A 22022-nucleotide genomic window follows, 5' to 3' on the forward strand; every position below is an offset into this window, starting at 1 on the left:
ATTCATGGCAGTCAGGTGATATATCTTTTGCTTTCTCCACATAATAGGCTGCCGAACGCTCCATAATCACCCTGCAGCTGGATGCGAGATGTTCCCTGACTGTGGTATAGCCGTATGTATGGCTGCGGATATGTGAGGCCACCAGTTTCTGCTCCACATAGACCTTGACCCATGAACGCGTAAAGACTACTCTTGCCTGTTTTCCTACATGGATATAGGGGACGGAGTAAAAATGGGTCACCTTGTCCTGTCTCAGCTCCACATGGCAGTTTGCCTGTACTTTCAGATCGGCATACAGGCGCATCTCATAGGGTTCCGGTTTCAAGGGTTTCAGCAGCTCCTTCTCCATGGCATGAAAACGCTCCTCACGGCTGTAGGGACGCTTCTGCATACGGGTCTGGTTGTGCCTTTCCATCAGCTCCCATACGGCACGGTTCAGTTCCAGGAGTGAATGGAAGGTACGGTTACGCAATCTGGCATAGACACGGTTATATGTAATCCTTACGGAGTCCTCTACCAGAGCCTTCTGTGTCGGCGATGCCGGGTCGCATGGCAGTACCACGAAATGGTAGTAGTTGCCCATGTCCTCAAGAGCCTTGTTCAGCTTCGGCTCATGCCGGTCATTGCTGATTACAGCCGATTTGAGGTTGTCAGGAGTCAGTATGGAAGGTACACCGCCCAGATGTTCCAGACACATCCTTATGGCATACAGAAAGTCCTCCGTCTTCTGCGAAGGTACACATACCACATAGGTATAGTCGCTGTAAGGCATGCAGGCGACAAACACCTCCACCTTGACAATTTCTCCGGTTTCGGCATCCACATAGCTGAGCTTGTCACCGGCAAAGTCCACCATGAGCTTTTCACCCGGTTTGTAGGTGTTGGCCAGTACGGCCGTAACATCCTTCTTCGCAACGAGATTCTGCTTCAGATGGTAATAGAACTGTGACTTGCCGTAACCATCGGGATGAGTCGCACGGTATTCATCGAACAGGACCTGACGGCTTACATGGGATTTGGGGTCCGCCAGCAGGTCCCTGTATCTGGGTAGCAGGATCAGAAACTCTTCCATTCTCCTGTCCGTATATGCCGGAGAACCAGCATGGAACATCCGTTCCAATTCGGGATCGTCAATCTCAAGGAGGTCGCTGATGTTCCATCCGTTGGCTTTTACTGTATTCACATAACCGTTGACGGTTTCCTTGTCAATCGGTAACTTGCGGCTTACACCGCGGTTGGATTCTCCGGCCTGCTTGAGCTGGAGTACTTGTTTTATCAGACTCATATCCTTTGTTGTTCCTGCCATGACTGTGCTGTTTCTTGTTAGCTTACCAGCACAAAGGAAACTGAAACCGGGGAAAGAATGAACGGATATGCTCCGGAAACGAAGATATACGCTCACAATTCCATGCACGGCTGAACGGATATACTCCGGAAAATCTGAAAGCATACGTCTAAAGTGAACGGGTATGCTCCGGAAAAAGGGTGCTACAACCTGCAATTCTCGGAGGTGAACGGATATGCTCCGGAAAAATTGAGATTTTAATGTCTGGTTATCCATTTTTTCATCCTTTTAGGGGATGAACGGATAAAAATTACGCTTTTAAGGTATGGTTTTATACCCTAATAAGCTGCCGGAAAGTGAACGGGTATGCTCCGGAATATGTAGTCTGTTGATAGGTTCTTGGACTTTGGTATAAATTGTAAGTCGTTTTATGTAATTCTGTTTCTTATTTTTAAGCGTTGTTCCAGAGTTATCAGGGTATGGTTGTAAACACGGCTCTTTCATTTAAGCTTAGATAAAGGCACATAATTCCCCCACCCACTTCTTATGGGAAGTAGGGATTTTGTTATGATTGATACCCAAAACGTTACGAATCCTCTGAAATTACAAATTATCTCATTTTTGATCCAGCATATGTATCATTGCGGTAAAGTCCAAAGAAAGTTCTCTAATAAGTTCGGCCGTTCCCTTAGCCTTGTCGGAGAGCTTTTTCCTTTTACCTTTCCATATAGAAAGTATTGCCAGTACTATCCTCTGTATCGTGTCAAGGTTTCTGGCGGACCTTGCACTATTCCGCCTGATGAAGTCCTGCCTCAGGTTGCGGTCAAGGTCCCAGTGCATGCTTTCTATTGCCCAATGCATTCTGGCTATTGTACTCAGCCGCCTGGCACTTCCGTGAAAACTGGAGACATAGAACCTCCTCTCGGAAGATTTCTGACCATCAGATTTTCTCTCCGTTGCAGTCCGTATTTCGACAACCGTCAGATTTCCATTCCACTTTTTCCTGTCCGTAATCAGGTCATTTCCACGAAAGATACGGCATACTCTGGTCTCTATTCTGCCATGTTCAAGAAAAGGGCCTTCCGAATATACATCCACAGGCTCTGCAAGTTCGACATTGTCCTCAACCCCATATCGCAGAGTTCTCTGGTTTGCCTTCAGCTCGATAAGGAAATCACCGCCTTTTTCCCGGATTTTATCTATGATGGCTTTCTGGAAGGACATGGCGTCTGCCGTAACTATGCATCCTGACACATCCACCTTGTCCAACAGTTTGGGTACGGAAGTTATCTCGTTGCTTTTTTCTTCACACATGTCCGTGGCAAGGGTGAAACCTCCTTCAAGGGAATAGGCGGATACGATGTCGGGGGTGCGTCCGTTTTCAAGTACCGTCCCTCTCATTGCCTTGCCGTCAATACAGAGGATGTCTCCGGCACAACCGACAAGCTCATCATGGAAGGTGGAGGTAAATTCAGACATCCGCTCAGACATGGCTTCATCATCAATATGTTTGAATATACGGCAGAGCGTAGGTTCAGAAGGCACACCGTCCAACAAAATTCCTAAAGAGCGGAAGCGTTTCAGATTACGCTCGCCGAATCTGATTATATCCGGTCTTGTCATACACTTGCCCAGCCGTCCGAGTATTACAAGGAGAAGAATATCTTCCAGCTTGTATTTGTAGTTTCCCTTGTCTGTCCTGCGGTAATCCGGCACTGATTTCACAAATTCTTTCAGATGTTTCATTATGCTGCCACGACGGCAGAATGCATGTTTCTTTTTTATATATTAGACATGCAAAATGTTGCATATCAGCAAAATAAATCTTATTTTCGCATAGCGAAAATTAAGGCGGAAATCAAAAAACGACCTCTGTCGCATTTGATTTCCGCCTACAAAAATAATTTTATATGAACGATAAAAAGAAACACCGGAAGCGGTGCTTCCTGCATCGCTGTGCGCAAAAATAATGGTTTTTCGGAGAATAACAAGGATTATAGAGGTTGTTTTAAATGAAAGAGCCGTGGGTTGTAAATAAAAAAAGATGTTAATCCTACTTTCTGATTTGAATAAAATTTGTATATTTGCACGCAATAAAATCTAAAGCATAAAGCCCTATGTCATTTATTGCAGATAAAGTTGTAATGGACGGATTGACTTACGATGATGTATTGTTAATCCCGGCCTATTCTGAGGTATTACCTAAAGCTGTCGAACTCACGACAAAGTTTTCACGTAACATTGAATTAAAAATTCCCTTTGTAACTGCTGCTATGGATACAGTTACCGAAGCACAAATGGCTATTGCCATTGCTCGTGAAGGAGGTATCGGTGTTATTCATAAGAATATGTCTATAGAAGAGCAGGCTCGTCAGGTAGCTATTGTGAAGCGTGCCGAAAATGGTATGATTTACGATCCTGTAACTATCAAGAGAGGCTCTACTGTAAAAGACGCTCTTGACTTGATGGCAGAATACAAAATCGGTGGTATTCCTGTTGTAGATGATGAAAACTATCTGGTAGGTATTGTTACAAACCGTGACCTTCGTTTTGAAAAAGATATGACAAAGCGTATCGATGAAGTAATGACGAAGGAAAACATTGTTACTACTGAGCCTGGAACGGATATGGAAACTGCTTCCAGAATTCTGCAAGAAAATAAAATTGAAAAGCTGCCTGTAGTTGGTAAGGACGGTAAGTTGGTTGGCTTGATTACTTACAAAGACATTACAAAGGCAAAGGACAAACCAATGGCTTGCAAAGACTCTAAAGGACGTTTACGTGTTGCAGCCGGTGTTGGTGTTACTGCCGATACTTTGCAACGTATGGAAGCATTGGTAAATGCTGGTGCAGATGCCATTGTTATCGATACTGCACATGGACATTCGTTGTCTGTTATCGAAAAATTAAAAAAAGCAAAGAAAGCTTTCCCGAATATTGATATTGTTGTAGGAAACATTGCTACTGGCGAAGCAGCCAAGATGTTGGTTGAGGCTGGAGCAGATGCTGTGAAGGTTGGTATCGGTCCGGGTTCTATCTGTACTACACGTGTAGTAGCTGGGGTAGGAGTTCCGCAGTTGACTGCTGTATATGATGTTGCAAAAGCATTGGAAGGTACTGGAGTTCCTTTGATCGCTGATGGTGGCTTGCGTTATTCTGGTGATGTTGTTAAGGCATTGGCTGCCGGAGGTTACAGTGTAATGATTGGTTCACTCGTTGCAGGAACAGAAGAATCACCGGGTGATACAATTATTTTCAACGGACGTAAGTTTAAATCATACCGTGGTATGGGATCATTGGAAGCAATGGAAAATGGTTCAAAGGACCGTTATTTCCAGGCTGGAACTAATGACGTGAAGAAATTAGTGCCAGAAGGTATTGCTGCCCGTGTACCTTATAAAGGAACCTTGTATGAAGTTATATACCAGTTGGTAGGCGGATTGCGTGCAGGTATGGGATATTGTGGTGCTCATAATATTACAGAATTGCATAATGCTAAGTTTACCCGTATTACAAATGCTGGTGTACTGGAGAGCCATCCGCACGATGTTGCTATTACCAGTGAGGCTCCTAACTATAGCCGTCCTCAGTAAGGCTGGATGATTCTATCATTATAGAATATTTATCACCACAGACTTCATTTATTGTCAGGTTAACGTTTATTGTGTTTGCCGGCTGATGAAGTCTGTGGTGAATTTTGTATTATTGCATTCGTTTTTGTACTCAACTGTTACTTAAAATGATAAAACTCATAAGACAACTTCTTTGGCTTTCGTGGCCTTTCATACCTTGTTTTTCGTTTGCGGCCGAGCGGTCTGATATCTTATTGCGTATCGGTGGACAAACCGTAGCCAAACAGGAGTTTGAATTTTATTGTAAACATAGTCTTGCCGGAAAATGCCAGACAGAATCGGTGAATGAAGCTTTCGATGATTTTCTTTTCCGAAAGCTGAAAGCTGCTGATATGCGTCAGTCTGGTTGCGATACGTTACCTGCTTTCAGGCAGTACTGTAAGGTGATGAGAGGTGAACTACTGAAGAATGTACTGTTAGATAAAGAACAGGAAGAACGTATTTGCCGTGATTTATACCGACAGACTGTGGAGAGACTCTCAAAAAGCGGTTGGGTCAAAATAGAACAGATAACTATTTTGTTGTCACAACATGCGCCTAAGGCTGATGAGCGTGCGGCTCGTAACCGTATGGATTCGATTTATGCGAAGTTGAAGAGCGGAGCAGATTTTACTTCTTTTTCATGTCAGCCGGAGGGAGGAACATGGATTCCAGTAGTGGAACTTCTTCAGGAGTTTGCCGACCGTTTGGCTTCTCTTTCAAAAAATGAATTTTCTGAACCTTTTTTTTCACCGTTAGGTGTCCATATTATCAGGCTTACCGATACAAAGCCTTGTATCAGTTATGAAGAGGCACGTCCTTATCTGTTGGCTTATATGGAACGCTTAGGAGCGGATCATCCTGCCTTGAAGCACGATTTATTTACACAGTGGAGAGAAGGAGCGTTGCATAACGATGCTATACGTTTGTGTATGACAGATGCAGAAGATAAGCTGCTGGCTTCTTTTTGGGATAAATTGCATAGCTCGTCTTTGCCTCGGGAGGCTACGCCACAGGAATTGGAACAGTTCTTTCTTCAAAATAAAAAATATTATACATGGGAGTTTCCACATTTCAGAGGGGCTGTGATTCAGTGTGCCAATAAAAAAACAGCTTCTCGCATAAAGAAATACTTGAAGAAACAGCCATTCGCTCAGTGGGAAGAAAGTTTCCGTAATCTAGTAAAAGCAGATTCTACGATGAATGCGACAATGGAAGCCGGACTCTTCCAAATTGGAAAAAATGCCTATGTCGACAAGCTGGCTTTTAAGTGTGGAAGTTTGCCGAAAGAGAAAAAATATCCTTATATCTGTGTCTTTGGAAAAAAACTAAAGAAAGGTCCCGAAGAGTATTCGGATGTTCGTGAAGAAGTGGAGATTGACTATCGAAGAGAGCAGGAAAGAGGTCTGCTTACTTCGTTAATGCAACATTTTGGGGTAGAAATAGAGCAAGACGTTTTAAAAACAGTTAATTGTTGCGGAAGTAATTAATTAATACTGTATCTTCGTTCACTGATTCAGAGTAATAAGGCTAATAATGGGTAAATTCAGTATCTTCGTTGTAGGACTGATGACTTTAGCAGGATGCAGTCAGGCGGTAGACCATAAAGGAAAGACTCCTTTGGTGGAAGTCGGTCATGAGTTCTTGTACAAGGAAGATTTGCAGGCGGCCATGCCTGTCGGTATGCGAGGACAGGATAGTGCTCGGTTTGCTGAAGAATATATTCATAATTGGATAAAGGATGTACTTTTGTATAAGAAAGCAGAAGGCAACATTCCTGATAACGTGAAAGTAGATGAACTGGTTGCTTCTTACAGAAAAGCACTGATAATGCATACTTATCAGGAAGAGCTGGTTAATCAAAAGCTGGGAAATGAAATTTCGGATGCTGAAATAGAGCAGTATTATAACCAGAATACAGGAATGTTTTCTGCCAATCAGCCTTACGTGCAGGGACTGTTTATGAAAGTGCCAATCAGTGCACAGCATTTGAATAATGTACGTGCCTGGTATAAGAAAAACACTCAGGACGCTATCGACAAACTGGAAAAATTCAGTATAGGAAATGCTGTGAGTTATGATTATTTTTATGATCGCTGGATTCCTGTTTCCGAAATTGCAGCCAAAATACCGTTGAAAGCCATTGATACGGATGCCAATTATTTGAATCGTAATCGCAATGTAGAAGTGCGCGATACGGCTTATTGTTATTTCCTTCATGTAGAAAACTTTCTACCTGCCGGACAACAGTTGCCATTAGAATATGCAAAGAGTGAAATAAAAGAAATACTAATTAATCTGAAGCGTGTGGAGTTTATCAATCGTATGAAGGATGATTTATATAAGGAAGCTTCAGACGATAAAGACATAATTTATTATTTGAATCCGAACAATGAATAAGTTTAAGTTTATTAAGTTTTATGCATGCATGCTTTTGCTGCTTGCCGGTGTTTCGGTTTATGCACAGAACAATGTGATAGACGAGGTAGTCTGGGTAGTAGGCGATGAGGCCATTTTAAAGTCGGATGTGGAAAACGAACGATTGAATGCTCAGTATGAAAACCGTCATTTCGATGGTGACCCATATTGCGTGATACCCGAAGAGCTTGCCATACAGAAACTATATTTGCATCAGGCAGAAATAGATAGTGTGATGGTTTCCGATCAAGAAGTGATTCAAGAGGTAGAGCAGCGTATAGCATGGCTGGCCGACCAGATTGGATCGAAAGAAAAAATGGAGGAATATTATAACAAATCGTATACTCAGATCCGCGAGATGTTGCGCGAAAATGTAAAAAGTCAGAAGACGGTAGTACAGATGCAGCAGAAAATTGTCGGTGATATTAAGCTGACTCCTGCTGAAGTGCGCAACTATTTCAGCAAGTTGCCCCAAGATAGTATTCCGTTTATTCCTACTCAGGTAGAGGTACAGATTATTACTCAGGAACCTAAAATTTCAGAAGAAGAAATAGAACGTGTAAAATCACAGTTGCGTGAATATGCTGACCGTGTGAACAAGGGAGAAACCTCATTTTCTACATTGGCACGTTTTTATTCAGAAGACCCTGGAACAGCACGTCGTGGAGGAGAAGGTGGATTTACCGGACGTGGTGAATTGGTGCCGGAGTTTGCGAATGTGGTCTTTAACTTGACTGATACAAAGAAAGTATCGAAGGTGTTCGAAACAGAATTTGGTTATCACATTGCTCAGTTGATAGAAAAGCGAGGTGACCGTGTAAACTATCGCCATATTTTGTTGCGTCCGAAGGTAGACCAGAAAGATATTGATGCTGCGCTGGCACGTCTGGATTCTATTGCAGATGATATCCGTAAAAATAAATTTACTTTTGATGATGCTGCAACATGGATTTCTCAAGATAAAGATACACGTAATAACCATGGATTGCTGGCCAATCCGCAGAGCAGCACTTCACGTTTCGAAATGCAGCAGTTGGCCGGCTTGATTTCACAGGATGTGGCAAAGGTGGTAGAGAATATGCAGATTGGTGAAATCTCGAAACCTTTTACTATGATCAATTCTAAAGGAAAACAAGTCTGTGCAATCGTAAAACTGAAAAATCGTATTGACGGACATAAGGCTACTATAACTGAAGACTATCAGCGCCTGAAGGCTATGGTAACTGCCAAACGAAGTGAAGAAAAGCTTCAGAAATGGATCGTTGAAAAACAGAAGAATACTTATGTACGTATTAATCCTGACTGGAGAAACTGTGATTTCAAATATCCGGGATGGATTAAGAACTGATACTTACATTCATATATGCAGAAACAGAAAAGTAAAAGAAATATATTTGGCGGGCATAGGATGCTTTTAGCAGGTATCCTATGCCTGTTCGGCTTTTGTTTGCTGGCACAAAAACCTGTACAGAGTCGTGTGAAGAAGACTTCGGAAGATACGACTAAAGTACGAAAGAGAGAGGCCACTCCTCAAAAACAGCCGGCGAAAAGTAAAGTTTATCTGATACATTCCGATTTGTTGCGTAAGGATTCCCGAAATCCGGATGCTCAGGTTGTGGTGGGAAATGTTGTTTTCCGTCACGACAGTGTGTATATGTATTGCGACAGTGCTTATTATTACGATAAGATCAGTTCGTTTGAGGCATTCAGCAATGTGAAGATGAATCAGGGAGATACGCTTTTCTTGTATGGCGACCGCTTGTATTACGATGGTAATACACAGATAGCTGAAGTACGTATGAATGTGCGTATGGAGAATCGTAATACGACCTTGCTGACAGATAGCTTGAATTATGACCGTGTGTATAATCTGGGATATTTCTTCGACGGAGGAACCTTGATGGATGAGCAAAATGTGCTGACTTCGGAGTGGGGAGAGTATAATCCCGGTACTAAGCAGTCTGTCTTCAATTATAATGTGAAACTGGTAAACCCTCAGTTTACACTGACTTCTGATACACTGGAATATAATACGGCAAGTAAGGTGGCAAATATTGTCGGTCCTTCGGATATTCTGAGTGACAATAACCATATCTACTCAGAACGTGGTACTTACAATACGATGACGGGAAAAGCATATCTGCTGGATCGTTCAGTTCTTACAAACGAGGGAAAACAACTGACGGGTGACTCTTTGTTTTATGACCGTAACGAAGGATTGGGTGAAGCATTCCGTAATATGGTACTGACCGATACCATTAACAAGAATATGATGACGGGAGAATACGGCTTTTATAATGAAAAAAGAGGATATGCGTTTGCTACCGATAAGGCCGTTGCCATCGACTATTCTCAGGGAGATAGTTTGTTCTTGCATGGAGATACACTGCTGATGGAAACTTTCCATCTGGATACTGACTCAATGTTCCGCGAAATGCGTGCTTTCCATAAAGTTCGTTTTTACCGTACCGATGTACAAGGAGTGGCCGATTCATTGGTCTTCTCGTCAAAAGACAGTTGTCTGACAATGTATCGTGATCCGATTTTATGGAATGAAAGTCAGCAGCTGGTAGGAGAGAAAATATGTATTTATATGAATGACAGTACTATCGACTGGGCACATATCATCAATCAGGCTTTATCTGTAGAACAGTTGGATACGACGAAATACAATCAGGTAACAGGAAAGGAAATGAAGGCATATTTCCGTGACCGCCAGATGTACAAAACAGAAGTGATCGGATCGGTACGTGTGGTTTATTATCCGATGGACTCGGACAGTACGCTGATTGGTATGAATGTATCCGAAACAAGTAAGCTGGATATCTATCTGGAGAATCAGAAACTGGAGAAAATGGTGATGAGTCCAAAATCGAACGGTACACTTTATCCTATCACTCAGATTCCTTCGGGAACTGATAAGTTGCAGAATTTTGTATGGTTCGACTATATACGTCCGCTGAACAAGGAAGATATATTCAACTGGAGAAGCAAGAAAGTGGAAGACCAGTTGAAGAAGAACGTACGTGGACCGGTAGAATTGCCAAACCAGCATTTATTTGAAACCAAAAAGGAGTAGCGCTATGGGAATGTTTACGATGAGAAAACCACGTGCATATCACCATGAGTATATTTACGTGGACGAACGAAAAGAAAAATTACAGAAGATAGAGGAAAACGCAAAGCGTGACCTGGGTATGCTTCCCCCTAAGGAATTTTCTCCCGAAGATATACGGGGTAAGTTTATCGAAGGTACAACTTATCTGAAACGCCGTAAAGAAAGCGGACGTAAGCCTTTGAGTTATGCTACCATATTTGTGGCAATAGCTGTACTTGCATATATTTTGCACTATTTGGTGACTGGAGAATTTACTTTTTAAACTTTTCATGTTATGAGCGATGTAATCCGTTTGTTGCCCGATTCCGTAGCCAACCAGATTGCGGCGGGCGAAGTGATACAGCGCCCGGCTTCTGTGGTAAAGGAGTTGGTTGAAAATGCCATCGACGCCGGAGCACATCACATAGACGTTTTGATAACTGATGCAGGCAAGACTTGTATTCAGGTGATAGACGATGGAAAGGGTATGTCGGAAACAGATGCACGTCTGGCTTTTGAGCGTCATGCTACGTCAAAAATACGTCAGGCAGCCGATTTGTTTGCTCTTCATACCATGGGATTTCGTGGAGAGGCGCTTGCTTCTATCGCAGCAGTAGCTCAGGTTGAACTTCGTACCTGTCAGGAAGGAGAGCAACTGGGTACTCGTATTTGCATTTCTGGTTCCAAAGTAGAGAGCCAGGAAGCGGTGGCATGTCCGCACGGAAGTAATTTTTCAGTTAAAAACCTTTTCTTCAATATTCCAGCCCGCCGTAAGTTCCTGAAATCCAATCAGACAGAACTGAGCAATATCCTTACGGAATTTGAACGTATTGCTTTAGTCAATCCTGAAGTATCGTTTACACTTCATCATAATGATACGGAGATGTTAAACCTTCCGGCTATTCAGTTACGCCAGCGTATTATGGGAGTATTCGGGAAGAAGCTGAATCAGGATTTGCTGTCGCTTGATATCGAAACCAGCATGGTGAAGATACATGGATTTATCGGAAAGCCAGAAACGGCACGTAAGAAAGGAGCCCGTCAGTTCTTTTTTGTCAACGGCCGATACATGCGTCATCCTTATTTCCATAAGGCGGTAGTCGATGCTTATGAAAACCTTATTCCTGTAGGGGAACAAGTTTCTTATTTCATTTATTTTGATGTCGATCCGGCAAATATTGATGTAAATATTCATCCTACAAAAACTGAAATAAAATTTGAGAACGAGCAGCCTATCTGGCAGATCCTGTCGGCGGCAGTAAAGGAAACCCTAGGTCGGTTTAATGCAGTTCCTTCTATTGATTTTGATACGGAAGGTATGCCTGATATTCCGGCTTTCGATGCTGCTCCGGTTTCGGGAGTTCGTCCTCCTTCTACATCGTACGATCCGTCGTATAATCCGTTTAATGTTTCATCGGTTCCTCCTTCACAATATTCACCTTCTTCTTATCAGAAGCAGCATGTAGAATGGGAGCCTCTGTTTCAAGGACTGGAGAAAAAGGGTTCATCTTCGTGGGATATGCCTGCTTCTCCTATACCTGATGAAACTTGGAGTGAACCTGAACAACAGCCGGAACCAATGCTGTATGATGAACATGCTGAGGGAGCGATAGCCGAAAAGTCGGCGCAACACTATCAGTATAAGGGAAGCTATATTCTGACATCTGTCAAATCCGGGCTGATGATCATTGATCAGCAGCGTGCGCATATCCGTATCTTGTACGATCAGTACATGAATCAGATCGCAAATCGGAGAAACGTATCACAGCGTATGTTGTTTCCAGATATGGTACATTTTTCTCCGGCAGAAATACCTGTATTGGAGGAGATTATGGATGACCTGACAGCATTGGGCTTTGAACTTAGCAATCTTGGAGGAGGTTCGTATGCTATTAATGGAATTCCGGCTGGTATTGAAGGACTGAATCCGGAAACATTGGTAACAAATATGGTACAAACGGCAATCGAGAAAGGTTGTAAAGTAAAGGAAGAAGTACAAAGTATGTTGGCTCTGTCACTGGCAAAAGCTGCGGCTATCGTGCCGGGACAGGTATTGACAAATGAAGAAATGAATAATCTGGTAGATGAGCTTTTTGCTGTTTCTACACCTAACTATACACCTGATGGCAAAGTGGTACTTTCTGTATTGAAAGAAGATGATCTGGAGAAACTTTTCAAATAACCTGATGTTTTTGAAAAACTTCAGGATGTTTTAGATAAAACTTGCGCATGTTTTTTATAAAATATGCGCAAGTTTTTTTATTGCTTTATTTTAAAGTGAAAATCAGACGATTATCCTGACTTAACGCTTCGTCGAACGTAAAGCCTTCCCATTCGAAACTTTTCAGTGATTCTATATCTTCTATGCGGTTTTTTAGAATGAAACGGGTCATTTCTCCTCTGCACATTTTAGCATAAATAACTACTGTCGTAGGTTTGCCATTCTTGTATACCATGAACTCCGGTGTTACAACTTCTACAGCTCGAGTAACCTCTTTCCAATGGAACAGATCCTTCATTTCGGCGCTTGCCAGATTTATCAGGAGATTTCCCTGTTTTTTTATTTCGGTTATGAAATATTCTGTCAGCAAAGGTCGCCAGTATTCGAACATCGTGATATCTCCGTGTTCGGGCATGCGTACGTCGCCTTCCAGTCGGTAATTCTTGATTAAATCCAGTGGTCGCAATAATCCATAGAGAAAAGAAGTGATAAACAGATGCTGCTGCGCATACTTCCAGTCTTCTTCTGTGAAATCTTTTGGATTGAGGCGTTTGAATACAATCCCTGTATAAGCCAGCAGTGCCGGAAGCGAAGGGGCATCGGGAGATAAAAAGTCATGATAGCGGAGCACGTTTTCGGCTGCCAGCTTATTGTTTATGCGCAGTAAGCGGGTCAACTCTTCGGTACTGAACTGTGCCATGTGCATGGCATTTTCGTGAGCTTCTTTTTCGAAATAGGGAACAGTCGTATAGGGAACTTGCTGGCGGCTGCGTGCAGTCATTGTCTTGGCACACGAAATATAAATCATCATAAGCTGTTGCTGTTTTTGTTAAATCTCATTACAAAGATACATTTCTGCAAGGGTTTTTGTTCGGAAAAGACATATATTTGTTGACGATAGATAGGATTGTTTTATTTAATTCTGATAATATATGATGAAATCGTTGAAAATCGGTGACCTGATAATGGCTCTGATGCTGTTTTTTGTGGGAGCTCATGCTCAAAATAGTGTGGAAAAGGTAAAGATAGGCGATACAATGCCTCAGTTTACATTAAACTCGGATGTATACGGACAAGTGACTCCTTCCGATTTGAAAGGGAAGGTGGTGCTGGTAAGTCTGTTTGCTACTTGGTGCGGACCGTGCCAGAAAGAGCTTGCAGAAGTGCAAAGCACGCTTTATCCGAAATATAAAGATAACGAGAATTTCCGTTTGTTGGTAATTGGACGTGAACATACAGATGCAGACCTGACCAAATACAATGCGCGTAAAAAGTTTACTTTCCCGCTTTATCCTGATCCGAAACGTGAAGTATTCTCGCTGTTTGCCGACCAGAGTATTCCCCGCGCTTATCTGTTTGGTAAGGATGGTAAACTGATTTATACTTCTACCGGGTATACTCCGGAAGAGTTTCAGAAACTGATGGATACTATCGAAGAAGCTTTGAAATAATTTATTTGCCAAGATGCCATGAATGAGATAGAGAAAATGCGTAGCGGCCTGCTTGCCGATTTCAGTGCTCCCGAAGTGCAAGACAGCTTCCGTCATTGTAAGAAACTGTTGGCTAAGTTCCGTACCATGTCGACTTACGACGATGATTATCGTACGGTTTTGGAGGATTTAATACCGGGTATTCCTGAAACATCTGTCATTATGCCTCCTTTCCATTGCGACCATGGGCATGGAATACGGCTGGGCGAACATGTATTTGTGAATGCCGGATGTACTTTTCTGGACGGGGCTTATATTACGATAGGTGACTATACCCTGATTGCCCCTAACGTACAAATATACACTCCGCATCATCCTATCGATTATCGTGAGCGTCGTGCTTCGAAAGAGTATTCATATCCGGTTACGATTGGTAAGGATTGCTGGATAGGTGGAGGAGCCATAATTCTTCCAGGAGTAACTATCGGAGACCGCTGTATCATCGGGGCTGGCAGTGTGGTGACAAAGGATGTTCCATCTGATAGCTTAGCGGTAGGTAATCCGGCAATAGTGAAGAGGAGATTGGATAGCAAAGAATAATAGTACAATCAATAAAAACAGCCATGTCATCACTCAATGGAATTATGAGTCTGATATGGCTGTTTTTTATTTGTCAGTTATAGTGTATATAACTTTTCAGAGCATATTCAATGGCTGCACAACTTAATTTTATTTGTATTCTTGCCAGCTCTTTATCTGGATATCTTCCTGCTTCATCTGGCAGAAGGCTTCGATGAATGCCTTAGCAAGACATGCATTGGTCATCAACGGAATATTGTGGTCTATTGCACCACGACGGATACGATAACCGTTTGTCAGCTCACGTTTAGAGTGATTTTTCGGAATGTTGACTATCAGGTCAAACTTATGTTCGGCTATCATTTTCATCACGTTGTTTTCTGCATGCGGACGTTCATCTGGCCAGAATACTGGTGTGGTAGGGATTCCGTGTGAATTGAGGAAGGTTGCAGTTCCCGCTGTAGCATAAATGTGATAACCGTTTTTGCTTAACATATGGCTTGCATCCAGTAAATCTACTTTCGATTTGGTTGCTCCCGAAGACAACAGGATAGATTGTTTTGGAATCTTGTATCCGGTTGCTATCAGAGAATTGAGCAATGCTTCGTTGAAATCGTCACCCAAGCATCCCACTTCTCCGGTAGACGACATGTCTACTCCTAGTACAGGGTCGGCATTTTGCAAGCGTGCGAATGAGAATTGAGAAGCCTTAACTCCGATGCGGTCGATATCGAATGCCGATTTGTCCGGACGGGTATACGGTGCATCCAGCATGATACGGGTAGCAGTCTCGATGAAGTTGCGTTTCAGAACCTTGGATACAAACGGGAAGCTACGAGATGCACGCAGGTTACACTCGATTACTTTCACTTCGTTCTTACGTGCCAGGAACTGAATGTTGAATGGTCCGGATATATTAAGTTCTTGGGCAATACGACGGCTTATCTTTTTGATTTGTCGTGCCGTAGAGAAATAGATCTGCTGGGCAGGGAATACAAGTGTAGCATCACCAGAATGTACACCGGCATATTCGATGTGTTCAGAAATGGCGTATTCTACAACTTCACCGTTTTGTGCAACTGCATCGAATTCGATTTCTTTGGTTTCCTGCATGAACTGTGAAACAACTACAGGATATTCTTTCGATACTTCACTTGCCATTTGCAAGAAACGAGTCAGTTCTTCTTCGTCATAACATACATTCATGGCAGCTCCACTCAGTACGTACGATGGACGAACCAATACCGGATAACCGACTTTTGCAACAAATGTCTTAACATCGTCCAGGCTTGTCAATTCCTGCCATGCAGGCTGGTCAATACCCAGCTGGTCGAGCATAGCGGAGAATTTGTTACGGTTTTCGGCACGGTCGATGGAAATCGGAGAAGTTCCCAGGATAGGAACAGACTGGCGATAAAGCTTCATGGCAAGGTTGTTCGGAATTTGTCCTCCTACAGATACAATAACGCCACGAGGCTGTTCCAGATCTATTACATCGAGTACACGTTCGAACGAAAGTTCATCGAAGTATAGACGGTCGCACATATCGTAGTCGGTAGAAACTGTTTCCGGATTATAGTTGATCATGATGGACTTATATCCCAGCTTGCGTGCTGTCTGGATAGCATTGACCGAACACCAGTCGAATTCTACAGATGAACCGATGCGGTAAGCACCAGAGCCAAGTACTACAACTGACTTTTCATTCTTGTAATAGTTTACATCATATCCGTCTGCTCCATACGTCATATAGAGGTAGTTTGTCAGTTCCGGATGTTCGGATGCAACAGTATTGATGCGTTTCACGGCAGGCAGGATGCCTAGTTTTTTACGATATGCACGTACGGCAAGGTTTTCTTTTTCCATGTTGCCGCTGGTTGGTTTCAATACGAAACGTGCGATCTGGAAGTCAGAGAATCCCAGCGCTTTTGCTTCTTTCAAGACTTCTGCTGGAAGTTCTTCCAATGAATTGTATGATTGCAGTTTAACTTTGTAATCAACAATGTTTTTTAATTTTCCGATGAACCAAGGATCTATTTTGGTCAGGTCGTAAATACGCTGGATATCATATCCTTCTTCCAAAGCCTGAGCAATGGCGAAGATTCTCAAGTCGGTCGGGTTGGCAAGCTCGTCGTCCAGATTGTCGAAACGTGTGTGGTCGTTGCCTACAAAGCCATGCATGCCTTGTCCGATCATGCGAAGTCCTTTCTGGATGATTTCTTCGAATGAGCGTCCGATTGACATGATTTCACCTACAGATTTCATACTGGAGCCGATGCGGCGTGATACACCGACAAATTTGGTTAAATCCCAACGTGGAATCTTGCAGATTAAATAATCGAGTGAAGGAGCTACGTACGCTGAGTTCGGAGTACCCATTTCACCGATTTCGTCGAGTGTATATCCCAATGCTATTTTGGCTGCGACGAATGCCAGCGGGTATCCTGTGGCTTTTGATGCCAAAGCAGAAGAACGGCTGAGGCGGGCATTTACTTCAATTACACGGTAGTCGTTTGTATCGGCATTGAAAGCATATTGGATATTACATTCTCCAACAATTCCCAGGTGTCGGATACATTGCTTAGACAAATCCTGTAACATAGTCACCTGCTCTTGAGTCAGTGAACAAGTAGGAGCGACTACGATAGATTCGCCTGTATGAATACCCAGCGGGTCGAAGTTTTCCATGCTTGCAACTGTAAAGCAGTGGTCGTTTGCATCACGGATTACTTCAAATTCTATCTCTTTCCATCCCTTCAGTGATTCTTCTACCAATATTTGTGGAGAGAATGTGAAAGCACTTTCTGCTAATTCAATAAATTTAGTTTCGTCCGGGCAAATACCGCTACCCAGTCCGCCCAATGCGTATGCCGAACGGATCATAACCGGATAACCGATTCTGCGTGCTGCGGCCAGCGCATCTTCCATATTTTCTACGGCCTGGCTGACTGGAGTTTTCATTTCTATTTCATCCAGTTTTTTGACGAACAAATCACGGTCTTCGGTATACATGATAGCTTCTACCGATGTTCCCAGTACCTGTACGCCATATTCTTTCAATACTCCTGTCTGGTATAATTCTGTACCGCAGTTCAAGGCTGTTTGACCTCCAAAAGCAAGCAGAATACCGTCGGGACGTTCTTTTTTGATGATTTCAGTTACAAAGTAGGGAGTAACCGGTAGAAAATATACTTGGTCGGCAATGCCTTCCGAAGTTTGGATAGTAGCAATATTAGGATTTACTAATACAGAGCTGATGCCTTCTTCACGCAAGGCTTTCAATGCCTGCGAGCCTGAATAGTCGAATTCTCCGGCTTGGCCGATTTTAAGTGCGCCTGATCCGAGTACCAGGACTTTCTTTAATTCTTTCTTCATGGTGTTTATTAATAGATTTATTGGTTGTTCTCTCAATATCTTATATATGCAAAGAAACAATTAATTTTGAAGAAAACAAAGGATTTGCTTATCTTTGCTGCTAATTAATAATTATCAAAAATTTAATAATGAAAAAGGAGAAAATTATACTTACCGGCGACCGTCCTACCGGGAAACTGCATATCGGACATTATGTAGGTTCATTACGTCGTCGTGTGGAACTTCAGAATTCGGGACTCTACGATAAAATATTTGTTTTCGAAGCTGACGGACAGGCTTTGACTGATAATATTGATAATCCGGAAAAAGTACGTCAGAATGTAATCGAAGTGGCTTTGGATTATCTTGCTGCGGGACTTGATCCGGCTAAGTCGACTATTTTTATTCAGTCGCAAATTCCGGAACTTTGTGAATTGAGTTTCTATTTTATGGATTTGGTGACTGTTTCTCGATTGCAGCGTAATCCTACAGTAAAGACTGAAATTCAGATGCGTAATTTTGAAACAAGCATTCCGGTAGGTTTCTTTACTTATCCTATCAGTCAGGCTGCTGATATTGCTGCTTTCAAGGCTACTACAGTGCCTGTTGGTGAAGATCAGGAACCGATGATTGAACAAACAAGAGAAATCGTTCGTCGATTCAATCATATTTACGGAGAAACATTGGTTGAACCGGAAATTCTTCTGCCGGATAATGCTGCTTGTATGCGTTTGCCGGGAACGGATGGTAAGGCTAAGATGAGTAAATCATTAGGAAACTGCATTTATCTTTCAGATTCGGCCGATGAAGTAGAAAAGAAGGTAAAAAGTATGTATACAGATCCTACTCATATTAAAGTCAGCGATCCGGGAAAACTCGAAGGAAACTGCGTATTTACTTATCTGGATGCTTTTTGCCGTCCTGAACATTTTGAACGTTACCTGCCCGATTATCCGAACTTGGATGAACTGAAAGCTCATTACACTCATGGAGGACTGGGAGATATGAAGGTGAAGAAGTTCCTGGCTGCTATTATGCAGGAAGAACTGACTCCGATACGCGAACGTCGTAAAATGTTTGAGAAAGATATTCCGGCTGTCTATGATATGTTGAAAAAAGGATGTGAAGTTGCTCGTGAAACTGCTGCTCAGACAATGGATGAAGTCCGCCGTGCTATGAAAATCAATTATTTTGATGATGCTGCTTTAATTGAAGAGCAGGCAAAACGCTTTGGACAGGAATAAAAATCCGGTTATATTTATAAATCAGAAATCGCCATTCAGCATTGTATATATTTAAGGTATACATGCTGGATGGCGATTTTTATTATGTACTTTTCGAACAAAATGAATATTTTTTCTGTTTTTATTCTATCTATATATCTATTTGTTTATCTTAATTATATCGCTTATGAAAAAATTTACATTAATCTGCACGTTTATGTTTCTGTTTTTGGGCGTTGGACTGGCTCAAGAGTCTTCTTACCAGTTGTCTAGCCATATCTTGGATATAACTCAGGGAAAACCGGCTCCTAATGTGAAGATCAGCCTGTACAAGCAGCATACAGATGGAAAATGGTTGATGGTGGAGGAGAAACTGACTGATGAAAATGGTCGTGTAAAAGATTTCCTGAAAGAAGATGGTACGGAACATGATGGAATATATAAATTGGTTTATCACGTAAAGCTATATTTTGACTTGTTGGGTCAGGAAACATTTTACCCTTTTATTGAAGTTGTTTTTGAGTTGAAAGGAAGAACTCACTATCATGTGCCTATAACTTTGTCGACTTATGGTTACTCAACTTATAGAGGAAACTGACCTGAAAAGGGGGATAGATAGAGGTTTGAAGCTTTGAAATAATACTGTTTTGTGTACTTTATGGCAGTTTTAGTAAAAAAAATGAGGCAAATATTTGCATATTCAAAATAAAGCCGTACCTTTGCAACCGCAATTGAGAACGAGATCTCGGGCGTTTAGCTCAGCTGGTTCAGAGCATCTGCCTTACAAGCAGAGGGTCGGCGGTTCGAATCCGTCAACGCCCACTCCGAATTTTTTCTCGTTCTTTAATTGGCTTTTGGGGCGTTTAGCTCAGCTGGTTCAGAGCATCTGCCTTACAAGCAGAGGGTCGGCGGTTCGAATCCGTCAACGCCCACTTCCCAAAAGCATAAATGGTCAAATTTTCCCCTTTGGGGCGTTTAGCTCAGCTGGTTCAGAGCATCTGCCTTACAAGCAGAGGGTCGGCGGTTCGAATCCGTCAACGCCCACTAAATTAAATATTGATTTCGGACGTTTAGCTCAGCTGGTTCAGAGCATCTGCCTTACAAGCAGAGGGTCGGCGGTTCGAATCCGTCAACGTCCACTGAGGAGTTTCACATGAAAAGTGAAACTCTTTTTTTATGTCTTTTTTTTAAAATGAACCTTTTCTTGGAAATTCTTGTTTATTAAGTAATAATACAAGTAATAGTTCGTTAAAAATTCGCCAAGCCTAAGCGGCTCTGGCAGTAAATAAAATGAGTTCTTTGAAAAGTTTGTCAATAACTTGCATGTCTGGGTTAATCCCGAACACGCAAATAAATCGTTCAAGCATATAAGCATTGTGTATGAATGACTTGCAAGAGGATATGGAATAGGCTATTCCGAGCCTCTTACATGCCGCTTTGGCCAAGTTGACAGCTGCGAGCGATGCATTGAAGTGAAAATCCAACTTCCTGAAGTCGGTTGACTGGCAGTTGGTGATTCCTGCATGCTGCTTGCCATCTCTAAAGCAAAATTCCAGTTGGAACCTGGTTCTGTAATAATCCAGCACCTCACGTCCATCCATGGAATCGTCTGTAGAGAAGTAAAGCTGCCACTTGTCTGTCCTCCCGTCCATCGGATACCAGACGGCTAAGGAAACATACCTTTTGAGAGCTTTTGCATATACCCTCAATCCGTATAGCTTTCCTTTGTTCACCTCGTATTCCTTGCACCGGGTCAAATCCAGATTGGCAAAGTCAATCCTGCCGTCAAACCACTTGGGATGACCACGTTTTCCTGTTTTCTGCTCCAATGTCGGATAGTACAGGATTACGTCATTCCGAAAGCGGCTGATGACATGGAAATCGTTCTCACACATAGGTGTTATGAATGTTTCCTTGGAAAAGAATGCGTCTGCAACCACCGTTCTGGACAGGCTCTGTAGCTTGTCTTTTCTACAGATAAGATAGCTGCTGTACCAGTCAACGAGGCTCTTGTCCATATTATCCAAGGTCTTACAATCTGGCGTCTGAATGGAACCTAAAGTCATGCATTCATGATTGTCGATGTCAATGACACCGATGCCCATGATTTCCAGTCCACGCTTGTATTCTCCTGCACAACCAGACCAGAAGTAACCTATCCAAGGTGTCTTCTTGCCTGATTTGGGAATATAGGAAGGATCGATGGCGATGGCTTTTCTTTTGCCTGTGAGATGCTTGCTGATGATAGAGCCGTTGAACGCAAACCAGTCGAAAGTTTCATGCTCAAAAAGGTTAGGCTGCAATGTGTGTCAAGGCGAAGAATAGAATGGTTACCTACTCTCTATTAAAATTGGCGCACCATCCGTAGTGGGTGATGCGCCTTTTTTATCAATCGCAATAGTAGAAATACTATAGTCCAAAAAACATCTTATATTCGTTCTCGATTTCACCCATACTCATATATGGGAAATCACACAACGTATCAAGAAGGTCTAACGCCTGCTGCTCCCCTTCGTTAATAGGTCCATCACATGTGCACATATATACAAAGAATGTTTTAATCATGCGTTTTTTTGCGATTGAAATATTCTTAATCTGACTATATGCACTAACTGGGTTGTGAAAATAGTTCTGAAAAAGTTGATATGCGGTTTGTGTAGGCTTGATTGCTCGTTGTACAAATTGAACGAACTTCATTTCTTCAGGAGTCGGTTCTTGACATATCATCAGCTTCAGTTATGGAGGCAGTACCTACATATTACCGCTTTCCTCTGTCTGTAATGTTATCATAATATTTGATTGTT

General features: G+C 42.4%; 16 protein-coding genes and 4 tRNA genes. 15 read left to right on the forward strand and 5 right to left on the reverse strand.

Going from position 1 to position 22022, the window contains the following annotated elements:
* Nucleotides 1-1306: IS21 family transposase (gene istA, locus BACCOP_RS13500; RefSeq protein ID WP_007570041.1), on the reverse strand; the 1306-nt coding region annotated here is incomplete at its 3' end.
* A gap of 594 nt (nucleotides 1307-1900) precedes the next feature.
* On the reverse strand, nucleotides 1901-3031 hold the full coding sequence (locus BACCOP_RS13505; RefSeq protein ID WP_007565353.1) for an ISAs1 family transposase: 1131 nt from the start codon (nucleotides 3029-3031) through the stop codon (nucleotides 1901-1903).
* Nucleotides 3032-3402: 371 nt separating this feature from the next.
* On the opposite strand from BACCOP_RS13505, the gene guaB reads away from it, so the two are divergent.
* The 7 genes from guaB to mutL all read left to right on the forward strand — a co-directional run bounded on the left by guaB (nucleotide 3403) and on the right by mutL (nucleotide 12593).
* Nucleotides 3403-4878 carry an IMP dehydrogenase gene (guaB, locus tag BACCOP_RS13510; RefSeq protein WP_007570043.1) on the forward strand — a complete coding sequence of 492 codons (1476 nt, stop codon included), beginning with the start codon at nucleotides 3403-3405 and terminating at the stop codon, nucleotides 4876-4878.
* 146 nt (nucleotides 4879-5024) lie between these two features.
* Nucleotides 5025-6386, forward strand: coding sequence for a peptidylprolyl isomerase (locus tag BACCOP_RS13515; RefSeq protein WP_007570045.1), 1362 nt, complete (start codon nucleotides 5025-5027; stop codon nucleotides 6384-6386).
* A 46-nt stretch (nucleotides 6387-6432) separates the two neighbouring features.
* Nucleotides 6433-7296 carry a peptidyl-prolyl cis-trans isomerase gene (locus BACCOP_RS13520; protein WP_007570047.1) on the forward strand — a complete coding sequence of 288 codons (864 nt, stop codon included), beginning with the start codon at nucleotides 6433-6435 and terminating at the stop codon, nucleotides 7294-7296.
* Nucleotides 7289-8662 (forward strand): peptidylprolyl isomerase, encoded by a 1374-nt coding sequence (locus BACCOP_RS13525; protein WP_007570050.1) that lies wholly within the window; start codon nucleotides 7289-7291, stop codon nucleotides 8660-8662. The genes BACCOP_RS13520 and BACCOP_RS13525 overlap by 8 nt, the downstream gene beginning before the upstream one ends.
* Before the next feature lie 15 nt (nucleotides 8663-8677).
* Complete coding sequence (locus BACCOP_RS13530; RefSeq protein ID WP_007570052.1) at nucleotides 8678-10393, forward strand: OstA-like protein; 1716 nt, start codon at nucleotides 8678-8680, stop codon at nucleotides 10391-10393.
* Nucleotides 10394-10397: 4 nt separating this feature from the next.
* Complete coding sequence (locus tag BACCOP_RS13535) at nucleotides 10398-10694, forward strand: hypothetical protein (protein ID WP_007570054.1); 297 nt, start codon at nucleotides 10398-10400, stop codon at nucleotides 10692-10694.
* A gap of 12 nt (nucleotides 10695-10706) precedes the next feature.
* Nucleotides 10707-12593 carry a DNA mismatch repair endonuclease MutL gene (gene mutL / locus BACCOP_RS13540; RefSeq protein ID WP_007570057.1) on the forward strand — a complete coding sequence of 629 codons (1887 nt, stop codon included), beginning with the start codon at nucleotides 10707-10709 and terminating at the stop codon, nucleotides 12591-12593.
* 85 nt (nucleotides 12594-12678) lie between these two features.
* Here the strand turns inward: mutL and yaaA are convergent, their stop codons facing one another.
* Complete coding sequence (yaaA, locus tag BACCOP_RS13545; RefSeq protein WP_007570059.1) at nucleotides 12679-13443, reverse strand: peroxide stress protein YaaA; 765 nt, start codon at nucleotides 13441-13443, stop codon at nucleotides 12679-12681.
* Nucleotides 13444-13567: 124 nt separating this feature from the next.
* Between yaaA and BACCOP_RS13550 the strand changes: the two genes are divergently transcribed.
* Together BACCOP_RS13550 and BACCOP_RS13555 are read left to right on the forward strand one after the other, a co-directional pair.
* A complete protein-coding gene (locus tag BACCOP_RS13550; protein WP_040312096.1) occupies nucleotides 13568-14083 on the forward strand; it encodes a TlpA family protein disulfide reductase in 516 nt (171 codons plus the stop codon).
* 18 nt (nucleotides 14084-14101) lie between these two features.
* Nucleotides 14102-14662 (forward strand): sugar O-acetyltransferase, encoded by a 561-nt coding sequence (locus BACCOP_RS13555; RefSeq protein ID WP_007570062.1) that lies wholly within the window; start codon nucleotides 14102-14104, stop codon nucleotides 14660-14662.
* Between the two features lie 129 nt (nucleotides 14663-14791).
* On the opposite strand, the gene carB is transcribed toward BACCOP_RS13555, so the two are convergent.
* Complete coding sequence (carB, locus tag BACCOP_RS13560; RefSeq protein ID WP_007570066.1) at nucleotides 14792-18016, reverse strand: carbamoyl-phosphate synthase (glutamine-hydrolyzing) large subunit; 3225 nt, start codon at nucleotides 18014-18016, stop codon at nucleotides 14792-14794.
* A 128-nt stretch (nucleotides 18017-18144) separates the two neighbouring features.
* On the opposite strand from carB, the gene trpS reads away from it, so the two are divergent.
* From trpS to BACCOP_RS13590, 6 genes are all read left to right on the forward strand, one after another.
* Nucleotides 18145-19239, forward strand: a complete 1095-nt coding sequence (gene trpS, locus BACCOP_RS13565; protein ID WP_007570068.1) for a tryptophan--tRNA ligase — start codon at nucleotides 18145-18147, stop codon at nucleotides 19237-19239.
* Nucleotides 19240-19405: 166 nt separating this feature from the next.
* Nucleotides 19406-19816, forward strand: coding sequence for a hydroxyisourate hydrolase (gene uraH / locus BACCOP_RS13570; protein ID WP_007570069.1), 411 nt, complete (start codon nucleotides 19406-19408; stop codon nucleotides 19814-19816).
* A 149-nt stretch (nucleotides 19817-19965) separates the two neighbouring features.
* Nucleotides 19966-20040, forward strand: a tRNA-Val gene (locus tag BACCOP_RS13575).
* Nucleotides 20041-20075: 35 nt separating this feature from the next.
* A tRNA-Val gene (locus BACCOP_RS13580) sits at nucleotides 20076-20150 on the forward strand.
* Between the two features lie 37 nt (nucleotides 20151-20187).
* Nucleotides 20188-20262: transfer RNA gene (locus BACCOP_RS13585), tRNA-Val, on the forward strand.
* A gap of 20 nt (nucleotides 20263-20282) precedes the next feature.
* Nucleotides 20283-20357 (forward strand) — tRNA-Val (locus BACCOP_RS13590).
* A gap of 126 nt (nucleotides 20358-20483) precedes the next feature.
* Here the strand turns inward: BACCOP_RS13590 and BACCOP_RS13595 are convergent.
* A complete protein-coding gene (locus BACCOP_RS13595) occupies nucleotides 20484-21521 on the reverse strand; it encodes a transposase (protein ID WP_007570070.1) in 1038 nt (345 codons plus the stop codon).
* Between the last annotated feature and the right edge of the window lie 501 nt (nucleotides 21522-22022).

It is taken from the genome of Phocaeicola coprocola DSM 17136 (genome assembly GCF_000154845.1).
Lineage (GTDB): Bacteria > Bacteroidota > Bacteroidia > Bacteroidales > Bacteroidaceae > Phocaeicola > Phocaeicola coprocola.

Bases quoted from the DNA above. Each gene is read 5' to 3' on its own strand.
- guaB (WP_007570043.1), top strand. From the start codon at position 3,403: ATGTCATTTATTGCAGATAAAGTTGTAATGGACGGATTGACTTACGAT.
- BACCOP_RS13550 (WP_040312096.1), top strand. From the start codon at position 13,568: ATGAAATCGTTGAAAATCGGTGACCTGATAATGGCTCTGATGCTGTTT.
- carB (WP_007570066.1), bottom strand. From the start codon at position 18,016: ATGAAGAAAGAATTAAAGAAAGTCCTGGTACTCGGATCAGGCGCACTT.
- uraH (WP_007570069.1), top strand. From the start codon at position 19,406: ATGAAAAAATTTACATTAATCTGCACGTTTATGTTTCTGTTTTTGGGC.
- BACCOP_RS13520 (WP_007570047.1), top strand. From the start codon at position 6,433: ATGGGTAAATTCAGTATCTTCGTTGTAGGACTGATGACTTTAGCAGGA.
- BACCOP_RS13555 (WP_007570062.1), top strand. From the start codon at position 14,102: ATGAATGAGATAGAGAAAATGCGTAGCGGCCTGCTTGCCGATTTCAGT.
- yaaA (WP_007570059.1), bottom strand. From the start codon at position 13,443: ATGATGATTTATATTTCGTGTGCCAAGACAATGACTGCACGCAGCCGC.
- BACCOP_RS13515 (WP_007570045.1), top strand. From the start codon at position 5,025: ATGATAAAACTCATAAGACAACTTCTTTGGCTTTCGTGGCCTTTCATA.
- mutL (WP_007570057.1), top strand. From the start codon at position 10,707: ATGAGCGATGTAATCCGTTTGTTGCCCGATTCCGTAGCCAACCAGATT.
- BACCOP_RS13505 (WP_007565353.1), bottom strand. From the start codon at position 3,031: ATGAAACATCTGAAAGAATTTGTGAAATCAGTGCCGGATTACCGCAGG.
- trpS (WP_007570068.1), top strand. From the start codon at position 18,145: ATGAAAAAGGAGAAAATTATACTTACCGGCGACCGTCCTACCGGGAAA.
- BACCOP_RS13525 (WP_007570050.1), top strand. From the start codon at position 7,289: ATGAATAAGTTTAAGTTTATTAAGTTTTATGCATGCATGCTTTTGCTG.
- BACCOP_RS13535 (WP_007570054.1), top strand. From the start codon at position 10,398: ATGGGAATGTTTACGATGAGAAAACCACGTGCATATCACCATGAGTAT.
- BACCOP_RS13530 (WP_007570052.1), top strand. From the start codon at position 8,678: ATGCAGAAACAGAAAAGTAAAAGAAATATATTTGGCGGGCATAGGATG.